This window comes from Streptomyces sp. NPDC097107 (assembly GCF_044762405.1).
In the GTDB taxonomy this organism is placed as follows: Bacteria; Actinomycetota; Actinomycetes; order Streptomycetales; family Streptomycetaceae; genus Streptomyces; species Streptomyces thinghirensis.
Genome location: NZ_JBIWEF010000011.1, coordinates 291962 through 310563, shown reverse-complemented (window position 1 = coordinate 310563; position 18602 = coordinate 291962). Strand labels below are relative to the sequence as shown.

At 70.7% G+C, this 18602-nt stretch carries 19 protein-coding genes and 1 tRNA gene; 15 read left to right on the top strand and 5 right to left on the bottom strand.

What is annotated here, in order from left to right; all coding sequences use genetic code 11:
- The 4 genes from ACIQ1J_RS26685 to ACIQ1J_RS26670 all read right to left on the bottom strand — a co-directional run.
- Positions 1-182, bottom strand: a 182-nt coding sequence (locus ACIQ1J_RS26685) for a hypothetical protein (RefSeq protein WP_403560656.1), incomplete at its 3' end; no start/stop codon positions are given.
- A 300-nt stretch (positions 183-482) separates the two neighbouring features.
- Positions 483-1154, bottom strand: coding sequence for a response regulator transcription factor (locus ACIQ1J_RS26680; protein ID WP_121748685.1), 672 nt, complete (start codon positions 1152-1154; stop codon positions 483-485).
- Positions 1155-1463: 309 nt separating this feature from the next.
- Positions 1464-2831 carry a sensor histidine kinase gene (locus ACIQ1J_RS26675; protein ID WP_403560655.1) on the bottom strand — a complete coding sequence of 456 codons (1368 nt, stop codon included), beginning with the start codon at positions 2829-2831 and terminating at the stop codon, positions 1464-1466.
- 171 nt (positions 2832-3002) lie between these two features.
- Positions 3003-4232, bottom strand: a complete 1230-nt coding sequence (locus tag ACIQ1J_RS26670) for a sensor histidine kinase (protein WP_403560654.1) — start codon at positions 4230-4232, stop codon at positions 3003-3005.
- A 143-nt stretch (positions 4233-4375) separates the two neighbouring features.
- Between ACIQ1J_RS26670 and ACIQ1J_RS26665 the strand changes: the two genes are divergently transcribed.
- From ACIQ1J_RS26665 to ACIQ1J_RS26600, 14 genes are all read left to right on the top strand, one after another.
- Positions 4376-4822, top strand: a complete 447-nt coding sequence (locus ACIQ1J_RS26665) for an NADH-quinone oxidoreductase subunit A (RefSeq protein WP_403560653.1) — start codon at positions 4376-4378, stop codon at positions 4820-4822.
- Complete coding sequence (locus ACIQ1J_RS26660) at positions 4813-5535, top strand: NADH-quinone oxidoreductase subunit B (RefSeq protein WP_403560651.1); 723 nt, start codon at positions 4813-4815, stop codon at positions 5533-5535. The genes ACIQ1J_RS26665 and ACIQ1J_RS26660 overlap by 10 nt, the downstream gene beginning before the upstream one ends.
- The gene (locus tag ACIQ1J_RS26655; RefSeq protein WP_403560649.1) at positions 5532-6971 is read left to right on the top strand and encodes an NADH-quinone oxidoreductase subunit C; all 1440 of its coding nucleotides are present in this window, start codon (positions 5532-5534) and stop codon (positions 6969-6971) included. The genes ACIQ1J_RS26660 and ACIQ1J_RS26655 overlap by 4 nt, the downstream gene beginning before the upstream one ends.
- On the top strand, positions 6968-7936 hold the full coding sequence (locus ACIQ1J_RS26650) for a complex I subunit 1 family protein (protein ID WP_210957980.1): 969 nt from the start codon (positions 6968-6970) through the stop codon (positions 7934-7936). The genes ACIQ1J_RS26655 and ACIQ1J_RS26650 overlap by 4 nt, the downstream gene beginning before the upstream one ends.
- 2 nt (positions 7937-7938) lie before the next feature.
- Positions 7939-8739 carry a NuoI/complex I 23 kDa subunit family protein gene (locus ACIQ1J_RS26645; RefSeq protein WP_403560647.1) on the top strand — a complete coding sequence of 267 codons (801 nt, stop codon included), beginning with the start codon at positions 7939-7941 and terminating at the stop codon, positions 8737-8739.
- On the top strand, positions 8736-9509 hold the full coding sequence (locus ACIQ1J_RS26640) for an NADH-quinone oxidoreductase subunit J (protein ID WP_403560645.1): 774 nt from the start codon (positions 8736-8738) through the stop codon (positions 9507-9509). The genes ACIQ1J_RS26645 and ACIQ1J_RS26640 overlap by 4 nt, the downstream gene beginning before the upstream one ends.
- Complete coding sequence (gene nuoK, locus ACIQ1J_RS26635; RefSeq protein WP_310871773.1) at positions 9509-9901, top strand: NADH-quinone oxidoreductase subunit NuoK; 393 nt, start codon at positions 9509-9511, stop codon at positions 9899-9901. Before ACIQ1J_RS26640 ends, nuoK begins: the two co-directional genes overlap by 1 nt.
- On the top strand, positions 9898-11892 hold the full coding sequence (locus tag ACIQ1J_RS26630; protein WP_403560643.1) for an NADH-quinone oxidoreductase subunit L: 1995 nt from the start codon (positions 9898-9900) through the stop codon (positions 11890-11892). The genes nuoK and ACIQ1J_RS26630 overlap by 4 nt, the downstream gene beginning before the upstream one ends.
- Before the next feature lie 6 nt (positions 11893-11898).
- On the top strand, positions 11899-13473 hold the full coding sequence (locus tag ACIQ1J_RS26625) for a NuoM family protein (protein ID WP_403560641.1): 1575 nt from the start codon (positions 11899-11901) through the stop codon (positions 13471-13473).
- Positions 13470-15005: an NADH-quinone oxidoreductase subunit N gene (locus ACIQ1J_RS26620; protein WP_403560639.1), complete on the top strand. Its 1536-nt coding sequence runs from the start codon at positions 13470-13472 to the stop codon at positions 15003-15005. Before ACIQ1J_RS26625 ends, ACIQ1J_RS26620 begins: the two co-directional genes overlap by 4 nt.
- Before the next feature lie 263 nt (positions 15006-15268).
- Positions 15269-16132, top strand: coding sequence for a zinc metalloprotease HtpX (gene htpX / locus ACIQ1J_RS26615; RefSeq protein ID WP_210957975.1), 864 nt, complete (start codon positions 15269-15271; stop codon positions 16130-16132).
- Positions 16129-16545 (top strand): YccF domain-containing protein, encoded by a 417-nt coding sequence (locus tag ACIQ1J_RS26610; protein WP_403560637.1) that lies wholly within the window; start codon positions 16129-16131, stop codon positions 16543-16545. The genes htpX and ACIQ1J_RS26610 overlap by 4 nt, the downstream gene beginning before the upstream one ends.
- A 75-nt stretch (positions 16546-16620) precedes the next feature.
- Positions 16621-17205, top strand: a complete 585-nt coding sequence (locus tag ACIQ1J_RS26605) for an SMI1/KNR4 family protein (RefSeq protein ID WP_403560635.1) — start codon at positions 16621-16623, stop codon at positions 17203-17205.
- Positions 17206-17305: 100 nt separating this feature from the next.
- Entirely contained in the window at positions 17306-17572 is a 267-nt protein-coding gene (locus ACIQ1J_RS26600; RefSeq protein WP_055418406.1) for a GlsB/YeaQ/YmgE family stress response membrane protein, read from the top strand.
- A 147-nt stretch (positions 17573-17719) separates the two neighbouring features.
- Here the strand turns inward: ACIQ1J_RS26600 and ACIQ1J_RS26595 are convergent, their stop codons facing one another.
- On the bottom strand, positions 17720-18208 hold the full coding sequence (locus ACIQ1J_RS26595; RefSeq protein WP_121748622.1) for a YajQ family cyclic di-GMP-binding protein: 489 nt from the start codon (positions 18206-18208) through the stop codon (positions 17720-17722).
- A 236-nt stretch (positions 18209-18444) separates the two neighbouring features.
- On the opposite strand from ACIQ1J_RS26595, the gene ACIQ1J_RS26590 reads away from it, so the two are divergent.
- Positions 18445-18526 (top strand) — tRNA-Tyr (locus ACIQ1J_RS26590).
- Positions 18527-18602 lie beyond the last annotated feature (76 nt).

Here is an 18602-nt window from a genome sequence, read left to right as displayed (position 1 = left end):
AACGACGCGGTCTCCGAGGTGAAACGGTCACCGGTGAGCTGCATCCCGTCACCCGAGTCCCCCGCGAACCTGATGATCACCCGGTCCAACCGGCGAACGTCCTTCGCCCCGACCGGTTTGCGCTGCTCTCCTACGACGGTTCCGTCGGCCTGCTCCGCTGGGCTGCTGACCTGGCTGGTCACTGAATTGGACCTCCCTCGAGACGGCTGTCCGGGGCCGGTCTCCCACCGACCGTCCCGGGATCAACCCTACGTCCGCAGGTGTTGACTTCCGGTGGACATTCGCATGATGGACACGACCTCGAGACGGCCCGTCGCCCCTGCACTCGACGTTTCCCCGCCCCCCGGCACAAGTGACGCTCGTGAAGACGCACCCTGCTCGTGCGCTGGTTTCTCATTCGTTCGGATGAGTCCCCAGGCTGCCGGGCCGGCGACCTGGGAAACGATGGGTGGGCCGCTGATCTCAGGTATTGAGAGCTTGTCTCAGGAATTGAGGTACGTCAGCACGGCGAGCACCCGCCGGTGATCACCGTCGCTCGGGGACAGTCCCAGCTTCATGAAGATGTTGCTGACGTGCTTCTCGACGGCCCCGTCGCTCACGACGAGCTGGCGGGCGATCGCGGAGTTCGTCCGGCCCTCGGCCATGAGCCCCAGAACCTCCCGCTCCCGCGGGGTGAGTCCCGCCAGTACGTCCTGCTTGCGGCTGCGCCCGAGCAACTGCGCGACGACCTCCGGGTCCAGCGCCGTACCGCCCTCCGCCACACGCACCACCGCGTCCACGAACTCCCGTACCTCGGCCACCCGGTCCTTGAGCAGATAACCGACGCCGCGACTGGAACCGGCCAGCAGCTCCGTGGCGTACCGCTCCTCCACGTACTGGGACAGCACCAGTACGCCGAGGCCCGGGTGAGCCTTGCGCAACTGCACCGAGGCGCGCACGCCCTCGTCGGTGTGCGTCGGCGGCATCCGTACGTCCGCCACCACGACGTCCGGCAGCTCGCCCTGCGCGTCCAGCTCGGTGATTGTCTTGATCAGTGCCTCGCCGTCGCCGACACCGGCCACGACCTCGTGCCCACGGTCGGTCAGCAACCGGGTCAGCCCCTCTCGGAGCAGCACTGAATCCTCGGCGATGACCACCCGCACCCTGTCCTCCACGATCCTCGGCCCCCCACAACCCGCCCACCCCACGGCCCGCGCGGCCCACGCCGCGTCCACGAACCGTCCGTGCGACAGGTCCAGCATTCCAGCATCGGAGGCCGGATGCGTTCGGGCAGTGGGAAGAGAGCGGGAAGAGCCGGGACGAGCGGGGGCACCAGGCCGGGTCCGGCCGCTCGGTGGCCGGTTCTCGATCACGTCTCCAGCCCTCGGGGGAGGAGGCGGGAGGGAGATCAGGGCTGTCGGTCGGCGATGAGACCGTCTCAGGGGCGGCTCGCGTGGCGGCTCCCGCGAGGGCTCCCGCGGTGGTTACCCGGCCACCGGCTCGTTCCGCCACGGCAGCTCCGCCGTCACCCGCGTCGGTCCGCCGACCGGCGAGTCCACCACGAGGATCCCGTCCACCGCGTCGAGCCGCTCCGCAAGTCCCGCCAGTCCCGACCCGGCCGACGCAGCCGCCCCGCCCACGCCGTTGTCCACGACCTGGAGCAGCAGCCGGTTCTCCACCCGCCAGACCTCCACGGCGGCCGACGTGGCACGTGCGTGCTTGCTGATGTTCTGCAGCAGCTCCGACACCGTGAAGTACGCGATCCCCTCGATCGCCGACGCCGGCCGCTCAGCCAGGTCGACCTCCACCCGCACCGGCACGGTGCAGCGCGAGGCGACCGACGACAGCGCCGCGTCCAGACCGCGGTCGGTCAGGACCGCGGGATGGATGCCCCGGGCCAGGTCCCGCAGCTCCTGCAGCGCCGTCTTCACCTCGCCGTGCGCATCGGCCACCATGACCGCCGCGGCCCGCGGGTCCTCCCGCAGCTTCTCCTTGGCCAGGCCCAGATCCATGGCCAGGTTGACCAGGCGGGCCTGTGCCCCGTCGTGCAGGTCGCGCTCGATGCGCCGCAGGTCGGCGGCGGCAGTGTCGACCACGACCCCACGGTCCGACTCCAGCTCCACCACGCGCGTCGCCAGCCGCGACGGTCCGAGCAGCCCGTGCACCATCAGTCGGTCCACCGTGGTCAGCGCCCGGACGATCCACGGCGTCGCCAGCGTGAACAGCAGCCCGACCAGCGCGGTCACGGTGATCTCGAAGGGGTTGTCCAAGTAGATCCGGTGCGTCTCGTCGCCGTACAGCTGGAGCCCGTCCTGGCCGGCGTACATCGGGAACACCCAGAACCACAGCGGGTACGTCAGCATCGCCCAGCCGACCGCCCAGACGTTCACGGCCACGACGAACGAGAACACCGACCACGGGAACTGCAGCACCGCGTACAGCAGACTCCGCCAGGAGGTGCCGCTCTTGAGCACGGCACCCATCCATCCCATCGCGCCCTGCTTCCGCAGCCGGAGCGGATCCGGGTCGGACACCCGGAGTCCCAGCAGCGCACGGGCCCGCGCCCGTTCCATCGCGCCGAGGCCGCGGCATCCGGCGAGTGCCGCCGCCAGCACCGGGACACCCAGGAACGTCACCAGCAGGCCCGCGCCCAGCGACGTCATCGTGACGGCGTACGTGAAGAGCAGGATGCCGATCGGCAGGCTGAGCAGCACATAACCGAACTCGCGCCAGCTGCGTGCCTCGAACGGTGCCCGCAGCCCCGCCGGCAGCCGGTGACGTCGCGCGCCGGTGGCCCCGGGGAAGCCGGGCCCGCTTTCCAATCCGTAACCCTGTCCGTATTCCGTGGCCATCGGTGCCGTCCTTCTCCTCGTCGTACGGCTGTGCTGTCGTAACTCCACCCTCCTCGACCGCACATCCACGGGCCATGGAGCTCGTCGGCGTCCCAAGAGGGGGGTTTTCCCCACCCCTCTTGAGACCTCTGGGCCGGGAGGGGTGCCCCCCGACAGCTGCCTCGTCGTCTGTTACCTCGGGACCGCGGTACGGGAGACGGAGTCGGCATCCTCCCGGTCGCGCCACGGCAGCTCGGCCGTCACCGTCGTCGGGCCGCCCTCCGGCGAGTCGACGACGAAGAGACCGTCGACGGCGGTCAGCCGGTCGGCGAGACCCTTCATCCCCGTACCACCGTCGAGGCGCGCGCCTCCGCGGCCGTCGTCCCCCACCTGTATGAGCAGTCGGTCGGACGACCGCCACACCTCCACGGAGGCGGACCTCGCCGCGCTGTGCTTGCTGACGTTCTGGAGCAGCTCCGAGACGGTGAAGTAGGCGATGCCCTCGATGGCCGCCGCGGGGCGCTCCGCCAGGTCGACGGTCACCTTGACCGGCACGGTGCAGCGGGAGGCGACCGAGGAGAGCGCCGCGTCCAGGCCACGGTCGGTCAGCACGGCGGGATGGATGCCGCGCGCCAGGTCCCGCAGTTCCTGCAGGGCCAGCTTCACCTCGCCGTGCGCCTCGTCGACCATGGCCGCCGCCGCGTCGGGGTCCTCCAGCAGCTTCTCCTTGGCCAGACCCAGCCCCATGGCCAGGTTGACCAGGCGGGCCTGTGCCCCGTCGTGCAGGTCGCGCTCGATGCGCCGCAGGTCGGCGGCGGCCGTGTCGACCACGACCCCCCGGTCCGACTCCAGCTCGGCGATCCGCCGCTCCAGTTCGTCGGACGGGGACAGCAGGCCGCGCACCATCGCCCGGTCCGCGTTGGCCAGACCTCGCGTGATGAAGGGCAGCACCGGCCACAGTACGAACAACGACGTCAGGATGAGGAGGAAGGTGAGGATGCCCCACGGGAGTCGTATGAAGTCGTACAGGACCGTGCGCCAGCCCACCGGGTCCTTCAGCGCCATCCACAACTGTGGGAAGAACCCGCCCCTGCCCCGCAAGGGCAGCGGGCTCGGCTCGTCCACCCGCACCCCGAGCAGTGCACGGGCCCGCGCCCGCTCCAGCTTGCCCAACTGCCGCGCGCCCAGCAGGCCGGCCGCCAGCAGCGGGAACCCGATCACCGTGATCGTCAACACGGCACCCACGGCCAGCATCGTCACGACGTAGACGAATCCGAGCAGCGCCGCCGGGAGATTCGCCAGCAGGTGGGCGATCTCCTTCCAGGTGTGCCGGTCGTAGGCGAAACGGGCCGGCGGCAGGCGGTCTTCGGTCGCTGCGCCGGTGGTCCCGGCGGGATTCGAGGTCGAGAGGCGTTCGGTCATACGAGTCAGCGTGCCGTGCGGCGCGGCGCCGCGCCATGAGGTGGACCGCCGGGATGCACTGAGGAAAACCCCACCCCCGCGTCCCAAGGTGTGACGGGCTGCTTAACGTCTCTTTATCAGGCCCTAGACTCCCGTACGCACAGATGCACAGATCGTCGAACAGCAGCGTTCAGGAGAGGGAGCGAGGGACGCACGTGCCGGAACCGACCGTCGGGCTCGCCGCGGACTATTTCCAGTCCTACTCGGTCGTCGGGCTGCTCGCCGTCGTGGGCGTGCTCTTCGTCGCCGTCGCATTCGGGGCCGGGCACCTGCTGCGGCCGGTGGTCCCGACCCCCGAGAAGCTGCTGACGTACGAGTGCGGGGTGGACCCCGTCGGCGACGGCTGGGCCCACACCCAGGTCCGCTACTACGTCTACGCGTTCCTCTACGTCATCTTCGCGGTCGACTCGATCTTCCTCTTCCCCTGGGCGACGGTCTTCGCCGATCCTGGTTACGGCGCGACGACCCTCGTGGAAATGTTCATTTTCCTCGGATTCCTCGCCGTGGGTCTGTTGTACGCATACAGGAAGGGCGTCCTGTCGTGGACGTGAACCCCGCCGATCCGAACCCCGCCGGACCCGTGCTGCTCCCGGAGCCCAAGCGGCTCGGCGCGCTCGCCCGTCTCGCGCCGGAGCCGATGAAGGTCGTCCTGAACTGGGGCCGCCGGTACTCCCTTTGGGTCTTCAACTTCGGCCTCGCCTGCTGCGCGATCGAGTTCATCGCCGCGTCGATGGCGCGCCACGACTTCATCCGGCTCGGCGTCATCCCGTTCGCGCCGGGCCCCCGCCAGGCCGACCTGATGGTGGTCTCGGGCACGGTCACCGACAAGATGGCGCCGGCCGTCAAGCGCCTGTACGAGCAGATGCCCGAGCCGAAGTACGTCATCTCCTTCGGCGCCTGCTCCAACTGCGGCGGCCCCTACTGGGACTCCTACTCCGTGACGAAGGGCGTCGACCAGATCATCCCCGTCGACGTCTACGTCCCCGGCTGCCCGCCGCGCCCCGAGGCGCTGCTCCAGGGGATCCTGAAGCTTCAGGAGAAGATCGCGCGGGAGTCGCTGGGGGAGCGGTACGGCACGTCGCCCCGGCCGTCGACGGCCGCGCTGCAGAGCGGCCTGGTGCGACCACCTGCCGCTGACGCGTCCTCGGCCCCGGGCGCGGGCTCGGCCCCCGGGGCGGCCTTCGCCCCCGGGGCGACCTCGGCCCCGGGCGCGGCCTCGGACTCCGCCGCGGACCAGGCATCGGGTTCGGGGGAGGGCCGATGACCGCGGTCGGCTGGCTGCCCGCCGACGCCGAGGAACTCTTCGGCGCACAGGCCACGGCCGAGGAGTCGTACGACGTCCTGACCGTGGACGTGCCGCCGGCGTCCTGGATCTCCGCCCTGGAGACGGCGCGTGACCGGCTGGGCTGCACGTACTTCGACTGGCTGAGCGCGGTCGACGAACCGGGCACGGGGTTCCGCGTCGCGGCGCACGTCGTGGCCCTCGGTCCCGTACGCCGGCTGCTGCTGCGTACGACGGTCCCGCACGAGACCCCGGTCCTGCCCACCGCCGTCGCGGTGTACGCGGGCGCGGCCTGGCACGAGCGCGAGACCCACGAGATGTTCGGCGTCGCCTTCGAGGACCACCCGGCGCTGGACCACCTGCTCCTGCCGGAGGGTTTCGAGGGTCACCCACTGCGGAAGGACTTCGTCCTCGCGGCCCGCGTCGCGAAGGCCTGGCCCGGTGCGAAGGAGCCGGGCGAGTCCGATCACGGCGGCCCCCGGCGCCGCCAGATGCTGCCGCCGGGCGTCCCCGACCCCAACGAGTGGGGGCCGCTGAAGGGCCAGCTGCCTCCCGCGCCGGCCCGCCCGGCACGCGGGGCGGGGCGCGCGGCAGGGGAGCGTCCGGCCCGTGCGGCAGGTGACCGCCCGGCCCGCCGCTCCCGCACGGCGGCGGAGGGCTCCGTCGGTCAGACGGCGCCTGGCACGGATGCCCCCGTCACTTCCCGCCGCTCCCGCACGGCGGCGGAGGGCTCCGTCGGTCAGACGGCGCCTGGCACGGATGCCCCCGCCACTTCCCGCCGCTCCCGCACGGCGGCGGAAGGCTCCGCCGGCCAGACGGCCCCGGCTGCCGAACCCTCGACTGCCCCGCCGACCCGGCGGGCGCGGAGCGCGAGCGAGGGCTCCGCGTCCCAGCGGACGGGCGCCACGACGGACGCGCCCACGGCGGAGACGACGGCCGGTGAGGGCTCGGCGTCGCAGCGAGCAGGAACGGGCGGCACCGGGGGACCCCGGCGGGCCCGGAGCGCGTCCGAGGGCTCGGCGAGCATGCGCGCCGCCTCCGACACCGGGACGCCGGACGAGACCTCCGCCGATCCCGCCACCTCCGTCGGCGACGACACCACCACGCCCCCGCGCACGGAGGAACCGGCCCCGGAGACAGCCCCCTCCACACCGCGCAGCCCGGATGCCCCGTGGCACCACGCCCGCCCTGCCTTCGACGAAGCCGAGCCCGAGTCGCGTGACGGGGCGGAGCCCGGGGCGAGCGGGGCCCCGGACGTCACAGCGGAGGAGAAGCCCGTACAGGGGCAGGGGCAGGGGCAGGGGCAGGAGCCCGAAACCGGGCAGGCACAGGAGCCGGAACCCGGGCAGGGAGCCCCCGACGACTCCGGCAACCCCAAGAAACCCGACCGCCCGAACCCCCCAGGAGGCCCGCAGTGAACGACGCGCTCGACGTCACCCTGCGCCTCCTCGTCGTCTTCGTCGTCTTCCTCACCTTCCCCCTGATCGTCGGCCAGACCGAGCACAAGGTGATGGCCCACATGCAGGGCCGTCTCGGTCCGATGTACGCGGGTGGTTTCCACGGCTGGGCCCAGCTCGTCGCGGACGGCGTGAAGTTCGCGCAGAAGGAGGACGTGGTCCCCGCCGACGCGGACCGCCGCATCTTCCAGCTCGCTCCCGCCGTGGCCCTCCTGCCGTACCTTCTGGTTCTTCTGGCCATCCCCATCGGCCCGGGCGAGGGCGCGGTCGGCCAGGTCGTCGACGCGGGCATCTTCTTCGTCCTCGCCGTCATGGGCGTGGGCGTCCTCGGCTCGCTCATGGCCGGCTGGGCCTCCGCCAACAAGTACTCCCTCCTCGGCGGACTGCGGACCGCCGCCCAGCTCCTCGCCTACGAACTTCCGATGCTGCTCACCGCGGCCTCGGTCGCGATGGCGGCCGGCACCGTCTCGCTCGTCGGCATCCTCGACGCCTTCGAGTGGTGGTGGCTGCCCTGGCAGATCGTCGGCGCGATCGTCTTCTTCGTCGCCGGGCTGGCCGAACTGCAACGGCCCCCCTTCGACATGCCGGTCGCCGACTCGGAGATCATTTTCGGCGCCTACACCGAGTACACCGGCCTGCGCTTCGCCCTGTTCCTCCTCGCCGAGTACGCCGGGATCGTCGTCCTGTGCGGCCTGACCACCGTCCTCTTCCTGGGCGGCTGGCACGGCCCCTGGGGCGCCGACGGCCTCGGCTGGGTGTGGACCCTGCTGAAGACGGCCGTCCTCGCCTTCGTCGTGATCTGGCTGCGCGTGACCTACCCGCGCCTGCGCGAGGACCAGCTCCAGAAACTGTCCTGGACGCTCCTCGTCCCCCTGTCCCTCGCCCAGATCGCCCTCACCGGCATCGTCAAGGTGGTGATTCAGTAACCATGTCCCGCCTGTCGATCCCCGGCAGCGGCCTGGCCAAGGGTCTGGCCGTCACCCTGCGCACGATGACGAAGAAGACCGTCACCGAGCAGTACCCGGACGTCCAGCCCGAGCTCCCGCCCCGTACCCGCGGTGTCATCGGCCTGTTCGAGGAGAACTGCACGGTCTGCATGCTGTGCGCCCGCGAGTGCCCGGACTGGTGCATCTACATCGACTCCCACAAGGAGACGATCCCGGCGGCGACCCCCGGTGGACGCGACCGCAGCCGCAACGTCCTCGACCGCTTCGCCATCGACTTCTCCCTGTGCATGTACTGCGGTATCTGCATCGAGGTCTGTCCTTTCGACGCCCTGTTCTGGTCCCCGGAGTTCGAGTACTCGGAGACCGACATCCGTGATCTCACCCACGAACGCGACAAGCTCCGCGAGTGGATGTGGACGGTTCCGGCCCCGCCCGCCCTCGACCCCGGCGCGGAGGAACCGAAGGAACTCGCCGCCGCCCGCAAGACCGCCGACAAGCTGGCCGCCCAACAGCAGACGGCCCAACAGCAGACGGCCCAACAGCAGACGGCCCAACAGGAGACGGCCCAACAGCAGACGACTCGACAGCAGGCGGCCCGGGCGACCGAACCGCACGCCGACGAGCAGGCCCGCGCCGCCGAGCAGCCCACCCGCCCGATGGGCGATTCCAAGCAGCAGACGGACCAGCCCGGGCCGGCGCCGGGTCGGTCGGAGCCCCGGACACCGGGTCGGTCGGAGCCCCGGACCACAGGGGACCAGCCGGATCAGGAGGGCCGGGAATGACCCTCGCAACGACCGTCGGTCACCTTCACCTCGCCGCGGACTCCACGACCGGGGCAGCCGGACCCCACGGCTTCCTCTCCCCGACCGGCGTCGAGATCGCCTTCCTCCTCGTCGGCCTCGTCACCCTCGGCGCCGCCGTCGTCACCGTCACCACCCGGCAGCTCGTCCATGCCGCCCTGTGGCTGGTCGTGGCGCTCGGCGGGCTCGCCGTCGAGTACCTCCTGCTCACCGCCGAGTTCATCGCGTGGGTACAGGTCCTCATCTACGTCGGTTCCGTCGTCGTCCTCATCCTGTTCGGCCTGATGCTCACCAGGGCACCCATCGGCCGGTCCCCGGACGCGGACTCCGGCAACCGCTGGGCCGCCCTCACCGTGGCCGTGGCCGCCGCCGCGGCCCTGGTGTGGGTCGTCGTCGACGCCTTCCGTACCACCTGGATCGACCTGGACGGCCCGGCCGCCGGCTCCACAGCCGTGACCGGAGCGAGCCTCTTCCAGAACTGGGTCCTCCCCTTCGAGGCCCTTTCCGTCCTCCTCCTCGCCGCCCTGGTCGGCGCCATCGTCCTGTCCCGCAAGGCCAAGGCGGACCGCGCCGCCGACCCGGGCCGCACAGTCGCCACCGGCCGTGCAGCCGCCACCCGCCGCACAGCCACCGGCCGTGCAGCCGCCACCCGCCGTACAGCCGCCACCGGTCGCGCAGCCGAGGCCGGCCGTACGACCGAAACCGATCCGCCCGCAGACCCGAACGGTGCCGACAAGGGTGGTGTCCGCTGATGCACCTCGCCTATCCCGCCGTTCTCTCCGTCCTCCTGTTCTGCACGGGCCTGTACGGCGTCCTCGCCCGACGCAACGCGATCCTGGTCCTGATGTCGGTCGAGCTGATGCTCAACGCCGTCAACCTCAACCTCGTCGCCTTCGACGTCTGGCTCAGCAAGGCCGCCGAGGAGACCCTGCACTCCGGCCAGGCCCTGACCCTGTTCACGATCGCCATCGCGGCCGCCGAGATCGGCATCGGCCTGGCGATCGTGCTCGCCGTCCACCGCAACCGCGGCACCTCGGACATCGACAAGCTCCGAGACACCGCCGAGGGTCACGAGCCGGACGGCCCCGACACCGATGCCCCCGCGACCGGGACGGCCGCCGAGAAGGCTGAGGCCACCGCGTGACCACGACCACCCTCGCCGTACTCGTCCCCCTCCTCCCCTTCCTCGGAGCAGCCGCCGGCCTCCTGCTCGGCCGTACCGCGCCGGGATTCGTCCGCCCGCTCGCCGTCCTGCCGACGCTGGCGGCCCTCGTCCTCGCCGTAGCGGTCGCGGCCCGCCAGGGCGGCGGCCGGGCCGTCGACGCCGTCACGGAACTGACGCCCACCGGTTCCGTCCCGATCGAGCTCGCCCTGCACATCGACGGCTTCGCCGCCCTCGTCGCCGTACTGGTCGGCACCGTCGCCACCTGTGTCCAGATCTACTCGACGGGCTACCTGCGCGACGACCCGCGCTACCCCTCGTACGCCGCTCTCGTCTCCCTCTTCACCTCCGCCATGTTCCTCGTCGTCTACTCCGGCGACCTGATGGTGCTGCTGGTCGGCTGGGAGATCATGGGCATCTGCTCGTACTTCCTGGTCGGCCACTACTGGGAGACCCCGGAGGCCCGCGCCGCCTCCCTCAAGGCCTTCCTGGTGACCAAGCTCGGTGACGTCCCCTTCCTGATCGGCCTGCTGGCGCTGGCCACCGAGGCCGGCTCCTTCCGCATCACCAAGATCCTCGGAGCGGTCGCGAACGGCTCGCTCGACCACCCGACGCTGATCGCCCTGCTGCTCCTGGCGGGTGTCGCGGGCAAGTCGGCGCAGTTCCCGCTGCACACCTGGCTCCCCGACGCGATGGCGGGCCCGACACCCGTCTCCGCGCTGATCCACGCCGCGACGATGGTCGCCGCCGGTGTCTACTTCGTCGCCCGGCTCCTTCCGCTCTTCCAGGCCTCGCACGCCGCGATGGCCGTCCTCGCCGTCATGGCCGCGGTCACGATGGTCGGCTCGGCGCTCGCCGCGCTCGCCCAGGACGACATCAAGCGCGTCCTCGCCTACTCGACCATCGGGCAGCTCGGCTACATGACCGGCGCCCTCGCCGTCGGCGACCGCGGTGCCGCCGTCTTCCACCTCATCTCGCACGGCGCCTTCAAGGCGCTGCTGTTCCTCGCCGCCGGCGTGATCATCCACGCAGCCGGCACCAACTCGCTGGCCGCGATGTCCCGCATGCGGGGCCTGCGCGACCGCGTACCGGACGCCTACTGGACGATGACCGTGGCACTGCTGGCCCTCGCCGCGATCCCGCCCTTCAGCGGCTTCTTCTCCAAGGAGTCCGTCCTCGTCGCCGCGGAGCACGTCGTCACCGGCCACTCCGAGCACGCGCCCGGCGCCGCGGGCTGGACCGTCCTCGCCGCCGGCCTGATCACGGCCCTGCTCACCGCCGCGTACGCGACTCGTCTGTGGCTGCTGGCCTTCCGGGGACGGGGCGTCGAGGCCCCCGACCACGGCAGGCAGCCGGTGGCAATGAACGCCGTGCTCTGGGCCCTGGCCATCCCCTCACTCGCCCTCGGTGGACTCGCCTTCCGTCTGCTGCCCGACTGGTTCGACGGACAGGACCTCACCCCCACCCTCACCACCTCCGTGCTCGGCACGGGTGTGGCCCTGGTCGGCGGCATCGTCACCTACGCCGCCTGGCGCCACACCACGGCGCTCGCGGACCGCACCCCGCTGGGCGCCGTCGCGGCCCACCCGGAGGGCGACGCGGCCCTCGTGGAGGCCGAGGCCATCGCGAGCCACAAGCCCGCCTACGGAGACGTCGCCTACGCTCCCGACCCGTCGGACCCCGGACGGCTCCTGCTGGGGCGCCTGCACCGGCACGCGGCCGTCGGCTTCCACCTGGACGCGGTGTACAGGACCCTCTTCGTCCGACCGGTCCAGGCCGGCGCGAGCCTTGTCCGGTTCCTCGACCGCGAGGTCGTCGACACCTACGTGCGCGGGGCCGGCACCCTGCCCCGCTGGCTCGGGACCGCCGTACGCCGGGCCCAGACCGGCAATGTGCAGACCTATGTGAGCGCGCTGCTCGCCGGCACCGTCGTCCTCACGGTCGCCGCCGTCCTCGTCGCCACGGGAGCGTGAGCAGACGTGATCGATATCAACGAGTCCGTGATGCGGTTCCTTCTGGCGTTGGTCGTCGTCGGCCCGCTCCTGGGCGCTGCCGCAGCTCTCCTGCCGGCCCCGCCCGGACTGAAGGGGAAGTCGCCCGACCAGGCGGCCCTCCGGCACGGCGTCACCGTCACCGGCACCGTCCTCATCGCCGCTGTCGTCCTCGTGCTCGGCTTCGACCACGACCATCCGTCGAAGATGCAGGCCAGCACGGACATCAGCTGGATCCCCGCACTCGACGTGCGCATCCACCTCGGCATCGACGGCATCTCCCTCCCCCTGCTGGTCCTGACCGCGCTGCTGACCTTCCTGTGCGCGCTCTACTCGTACTTCAAGATGCCCGCGGGCCCGAGTCCGAAGGCATTCGTCGCGCTGCTGCTCGTCCTGGAGTCCGGCACGCTCGCGACCTTCGCCGTCCTCGACCTGATCCTGTTCTTCCTCGCCTTCGAGATGGTCCTCATCCCGATGTACTTCCTCATCGCCCGCTGGGGCGGCGAGGGACGGGCCGGGGCCGCCTGGAAGTTCATCCTCTACACGCTCCTCGGCTCCGTCGTCATGCTGCTCGGCCTGCTCCTGATCGGAATCACGGCGGGCACATTCGACATGGTGGCACTCGCCACTGACAACGGCCGGTCACTGACCACGTCCGTGCAGGTCATCGCCGTTCTGGCGATCGGGATCGGGCTCGCGGTGAAGACCCCGATGTGGCCGCTGCACAGCTGGCTGCCCGACGCCCACACCGCCGCGCCGACCGTCGGCTCGGTCCTGCTGGCCGGCGTCCTGCTGAAAATGGGTACGTACGGATTCGTCCGCATCCTCCTCCCGGCCGCACCGGACGGTTTCCAGACCTTCGCGCCCTACCTCGCCGCCCTCGCGGCCGTCGGCATCATCTACGGCTCCCTGGCCTGCCTGGCCCTCGCCAAGCGGGGTGCGAAGGGCGACCTCAAGCGCCTCATCGCCTACTCCTCCGTCGGCCACATGGGGTTCGTCCTGCTCGGCATCTCGACCATGACCCCGACCGGCGTGAACGGCGCCCTGTTCGCCAACATCGCCCACGGCCTCATCACAGGCCTGCTCTTCTTCGTGGTCGGCGCGCTCAAGGACCGCACCGGCACCACCGACCTCGACACCCTCGCCGAGGAGACCGGGGCCGCCCTGTACGGCAAGGCGCCCCGCCTGGGCGGTCTGCTCGCCTTCGCCGCGGTCGCCTCGCTCGGCCTCCCGGGCCTGGCCGGATTCTGGGGCGAGATGCTCGCCCTGTTCGGCGCCTTCGACCCCCACGACGACCTCAGTCGCCCCGCCTATCTCACCTTCATGGCCGTCGCCGCGTTCGGCACACTGCTGACAGCCGCGTACATGCTGATCGTGGTCCGCCGCGTCTGCATGGGCGCCGTAGCGCAGGAAGCCCCGAAGCTCGCCGACGTACACACGTACGAGTTCGCCGCCTGGACGCCGCTCGTCGCCCTCACCGTCGTCGCCGGACTCTGGCCCAAGGTCCTCCTCGGGCTGACCGACCCGGCCGTGCAGCAGCTCCTCTCAGGAGGCACCCGATGAGCTCCCCGGCCCAGGCCGTGGCGGCGCCACTGGCCCAGAACCTCGTCCAGTCCGTCGACTGGCTCGCCATCGCACCGCCCACCATCGCGGCCGTCGCAGGCCTCGTCGTCCTCGTCACCGACCTCTTCGTCAGGGACGCCCGCAAGCCGCTGCTCGGCTGGATGTCGGTCGCCGGACTCGCCGCCGCCACGCTCATGCTGCTGCCCCTGGTGAACGGCGACCGCTCGACGTTCTGCCTGGCCGACGACGCCGACGTCTGCAGCTACACCGCCGACACCTTCACCCTCGCCATCCAGTTCCTGGTCCTCGGCGGCGCCCTCGTGACCGCCCTGCTCTCGGTCACCGCCGTGAAGGACGCCGACCGCGGACTCCCCGAGGGCGAGTTCTGGTTCCTGCTGCTCTCCTCCGCGGCCGGCGCCGCGCTCCTGCCCGCCTCCCGCGACCTCGCGACCCTCATCGTCGCCCTGGAGGTCGCCTCGCTGCCCGCCTTCGCCCTCGTAGGCCTGCGCCAGGGCGACCGCCGGTCCTCCGAAGCGGCGCTGAAGTTCTTCCTGTCGTCGGTCACCGCGACCGCCGTCAGCCTCATGGGCATCAGCTTCGTGTACGCCTCCACCGGCACCCTCTATCTCACCCAGGTGGCCGAACGCATCCAGCACGTCGACGGGCAGCTCACCACACTCGTCCAGGCCGGCGTCGTCCTCACTCTCGTCGGCTTCGCCTTCAAGGCGGCCGCCGTGCCCTTCCACTTCTGGGTGCCCGACACCTATGTGGGCGCGCCCCTGCCCATCGCGGCCTACCTGTCCGTGATCGGCAAGGCGGTCGGCTTCTCCGGCCTGATCCTCGTCACGGTCATCGCCCTGCCGTCCTACGCCGATGTCTGGGGGCCGGCCCTCGCGGCGCTGGCCGCGCTCACCATGACCGTCGGCAACGTCGGGGCCCTCCGCCAGCAGGCCACGCGCGCGTACAGCGCGGTACGCCTGCTCGCCTGGTCGTCCGTCGGCCAGGCGGGCTACCTCCTCGTCCCGATCGCCGCCGCCGCGTACTCCGACGACCCCGAGCGCTCGATCGGCTCCACCGTCGCCTACGCCCTCATGTACGCCGCGGTGAACCTCGGCGCCTTCGCGGTGGCCGCGCTGGTGGGCCGAACGAGGTCCCTGAACCGCGTTGCCGACTACCGCGGCCTGTACGCGTCCCACCCGCTGGCGGCGCTGCTCCTGGCGTTCTTCCTGCTCTGTCTGGCCGGACTGCCGCCCGGCATCATCGGCCTCTTCGCCAAGGTCACCGTCTTCTCCGCGGCCGTCGACGCGGGCCTCGGCTGGCTGGCCGTCGTCATGGCCGTGAACGTCGTCATCGCGCTCTTCTACTACCTCCAATGGACGGCCCTGCTGTTCCGGGCGCCCGACGGCGCGACCGCGAAGCACCGCGTCCCCGTCCCCCTCACGGCCGCGATCACCGTCACCGCGGTCCTCGCCGTCGCCCTCTCGGGAGCACCCCAGCTGATTCTGCGGTTCGCCGACACCGGACTCTTCTGAGCGGCAGCCGCTTCGGGCACGCGCGCGTGCGGCACCCGGCATCCACGCGCGCGTGCCGTCCGCTGCGGCCGTCACCCGTACGGACCAAGCGTGCTGCCGTGGGCGCCAGGGAACTGGTGGCCCTCGCCTGGCGTTGACCAGTACGGAAGGGTCCACTGGACGTGACGCCACGGCACCGGTGGCATCGGAGACCAGGAAGCAGCCACAGCGAGCGACACCAGCAAGCAAAGGGTTCCCCTGCTGCACCACTTGGAGGGCGTACCGTGCACCGCCGGCACAACGGGCTCAGGACCGCAGTACTCCTCGGGGGGCTGTCGGCGCTCATCATCGTCATCGGCAGCTTCTTCGGCCGAGCGGGGCTCGTCGTCGCCGTCCTCATCGCCCTGGGCACGAACGCGTACGCGTACTGGAACAGCGACAAGCTCGCCCTGCGCGCGATGCGTGCCCGCCCGGTCAGCGAGTTCGAGGCCCCGGCGCTGTACCGCATGGTCCGCGAGCTCTCCACCCAGGCCCGCCAGCCCATGCCCCGGCTGTACATCTCGCCGACGGAGGCACCGAACGCCTTCGCGACCGGCCGCAACCCGCGCAACGCGGCCGTGTGCTGCACCGAGGGCATCATGCGCCTGCTCGACGAGCGGGAACTGCGCGGCGTCATCGGACACGAACTCAGCCACGTCTACAACCGCGACATCCTGATCTCCTCCGTCGCCGGCGCCCTGGCCTCCGTGATCATGTTCCTGGTCAACTTCGCCTGGCTGATCCCCATCGGACGCTCCAACGACGATGACGGACCCGGTCTGCTGGGCATGCTCCTCATCATGATCCTCGGTCCGCTCGCCGCCACCGTCATCCAACTGGCGATCAGCCGCTCCAGGGAGTACGAGGCCGACGCCTCCGGCGCCCAGCTCACCGGTGACCCGATCGCCCTCGCCGGCGCCCTGCGCAAGCTCGAGATGGGCACGAAGCAGCTCCCGCTGCCCCCGGAGCCCCGGATCGAGACCGCCAGCCACATGATGATCGCGAACCCCTTCCGGCCGGGACAGGGGCTCTCGAAAATGTTCTCCACCCACCCGCCGATGGCGGAGCGAATCGCCCGACTCGAAAAGATGGCAGGTCGTCAGCAGTGAAGACCATCCTCAACGTCATTTGGCTCGTGCTCAGCGGCTTCTGGCTGTTCCTCGGCTACCTGGCCGCGGGCGCGCTGCTCTGCATCACGATCATCGGAATCCCGTTCGGCATCGCGGCCTTCCGCATCGGTGTCTACGCTCTGTGGCCCTTCGGGTACACGGCCGTGGAGCGTCGCGACGCGGGGGCACCCTCCTGCGTCGGCAACGTGCTCTGGCTGCTCCTCGCCGGCTGGTGGCTTGCCATCGGCCACATCGTCACCGGCATCGCGCTGTGCGTCACGATCATCGGCATTCCGCTCGGCATCGCCAACTTCAAGCTGATCCCGGTCTCACTGCTCCCGATGGGGCGCGAGATCGTGCGGACGGACCAGCCGTTCACGGCCACCGGCACCACGCAGCGAGCCGGCTGGTAGGAGCCCTGTTCTCCACAGCCCGAGGATCGTCCACAGGCCCGCCCGTTTGTCAGTGGCGACCTGCATCATGAACCCATGACCGAGAACGAGCAGTTGCTGGCACGGGTGGCCGACAAGGCACGCAACACCCGTCCGTGGGGCTGGGCTTCCCTGCCCGAGCCAGTCGACGAGGCGACGCCCGCCCGCGCCGAGGCAGCCCTGGGCTTCTCCCTGCCCCCACTGCTCGCCGAGCTGTACCTGCGGATAGGAGACGGTGGGTTCGGCCCCGAGTACGGCCTGTTGCCCCTGCTCGACAGCCCGCCTTCCGGTGAGCCCGCCGCGGTCTCCCAGTACCTCGCAAACCGCGAGGAAGGGCGGAAAGATCCCGACTGGCCCTGGCCCGAGGGGGTCCTGCCGATATCCCACTGGGGCTGCGCGATGTACGCGTGCGTGGACTGCCGCTCCCCGCAGGCCACGGTTCTGCTCTTCGAGCCCAACCCCGGCAGCGCCGACCAGGCCTGGTTCGTCGACGCCCCGAGCCTCACGGACTGGCTGCGCGCCTGGGTCGACGGCACGGGCTGGTACGAGGAGGCCAACGGTGGGCTTGAGCTGGCCACGTGGACCGGGACCGCAGGTGTGATGGGCCGCACCCCTGCTGGTCAGCGCAACCACCGGGCGTGATCGGAACGTCCTCCCACCCAGACGGCAAGAACACGCGCGGAGGAACGAGCCCACAGCACTGGGACAGCGCGGGCACAGCGAGAAAGGGCAGGTTCACGGCATGACCGTTATCGGCTGGATCATCCTCGGACTGTTGGCCGGGGCCATCGCCAAGTTCCTGCTGCCGGGCCGCGACCCGGGAGGGCTCGTCGGCACGACCCTCATAGGTATCGCGGGGGCGTTCATCGGCGGCTGGATATCGGCCCGCTGGCTGGACCACCCGGTCAGCAAGGACTTCTATGACGGCGCCACGTGGGCGGCGGCGATAGGCGGTTCCCTGGTGCTTCTCGTCGCCTACCGGCTCCTGTTCGGCAACTCGCGCGACTGAACGCGGTGGAACCCCGTCCGGCAGACGAGCCGGCACCTGAACGGCGGACGATGAGGTGCGCACCGTACGGTGCACACCCTCATCATCTGCGGGGACGCCCAACGCGTCGTCGCCTCGTCACCTCAGTCGCGCCGTCGGCTCAGCAGATCACCGGTAGTTCACGAACTGCAGCGCGAAGTCGAAGTCCTGGCCCTTCAGCAGGGCGATCACGGTCTGCAGGTCGTCCCGGCTCTTGGAGGTGACCCGCAGTTCCTCACCCTGCACCTGGGCCTTCACACCCTTGGGGCCCTCGTCGCGGATGAGCTTGGCCACCTTCTTCGCGTTCTCCTGGGAAATACCCTCCTCGATCGACGCGAAGATCTTGTACTCCTTGCCGGAGAGCTGGGGCTCGCCCGCGTCCAGAGCCTTCAGCGAGATGCCGCGCTTGATCAGCTTGGACTGGAAGACGTCGAGGACGGCGTTCACCCGGTCCTCGGAGTTGGCCTCCATGAGGATCTTCTCCCCGGACCAGGAGATCGAGGCGCCCACACCCTTGAAGTCGTAGCGCTGCGAGATCTCCTTGGCGGCCTGGTTGAGGGCGTTGTCGACCTCCTGCCGCTCGACCTTCGAGACGATGTCGAAACTGGAGTCGGCCATGTCCTGTGGCTCCTTGTATCTGGGTGCGTGTCGGGCCGCGTATCGGGTCCGTACCGGCGTACAACGGCGGCCGGCGAGCCCGCAGGGGGCTTCGGCCGCATCCGGACCAGCCTAGTCACCCGCCGCCCCCCGAGCGGCCGATCAATCGGGTGGCGAAGCACCCCTCCACATCAGGTATTGTTTACGTCGTTGCCACGGAGCACCGCCCCAAAGCGGTTCGACGGGCAGCGAACCCCGGCGGTGTGCCCGAGCGGCCAAAGGGAGCAGACTGTAAATCTGCCGGCTCAGCCTTCCCAGGTTCGAATCCTGGCGCCGCCACACGGGAACGAAAGACCCCGTGACCTGCCCGAAACAGCAGGTCACGGGGTCTTCGTCATGTGTCGGTCCCTGGAGA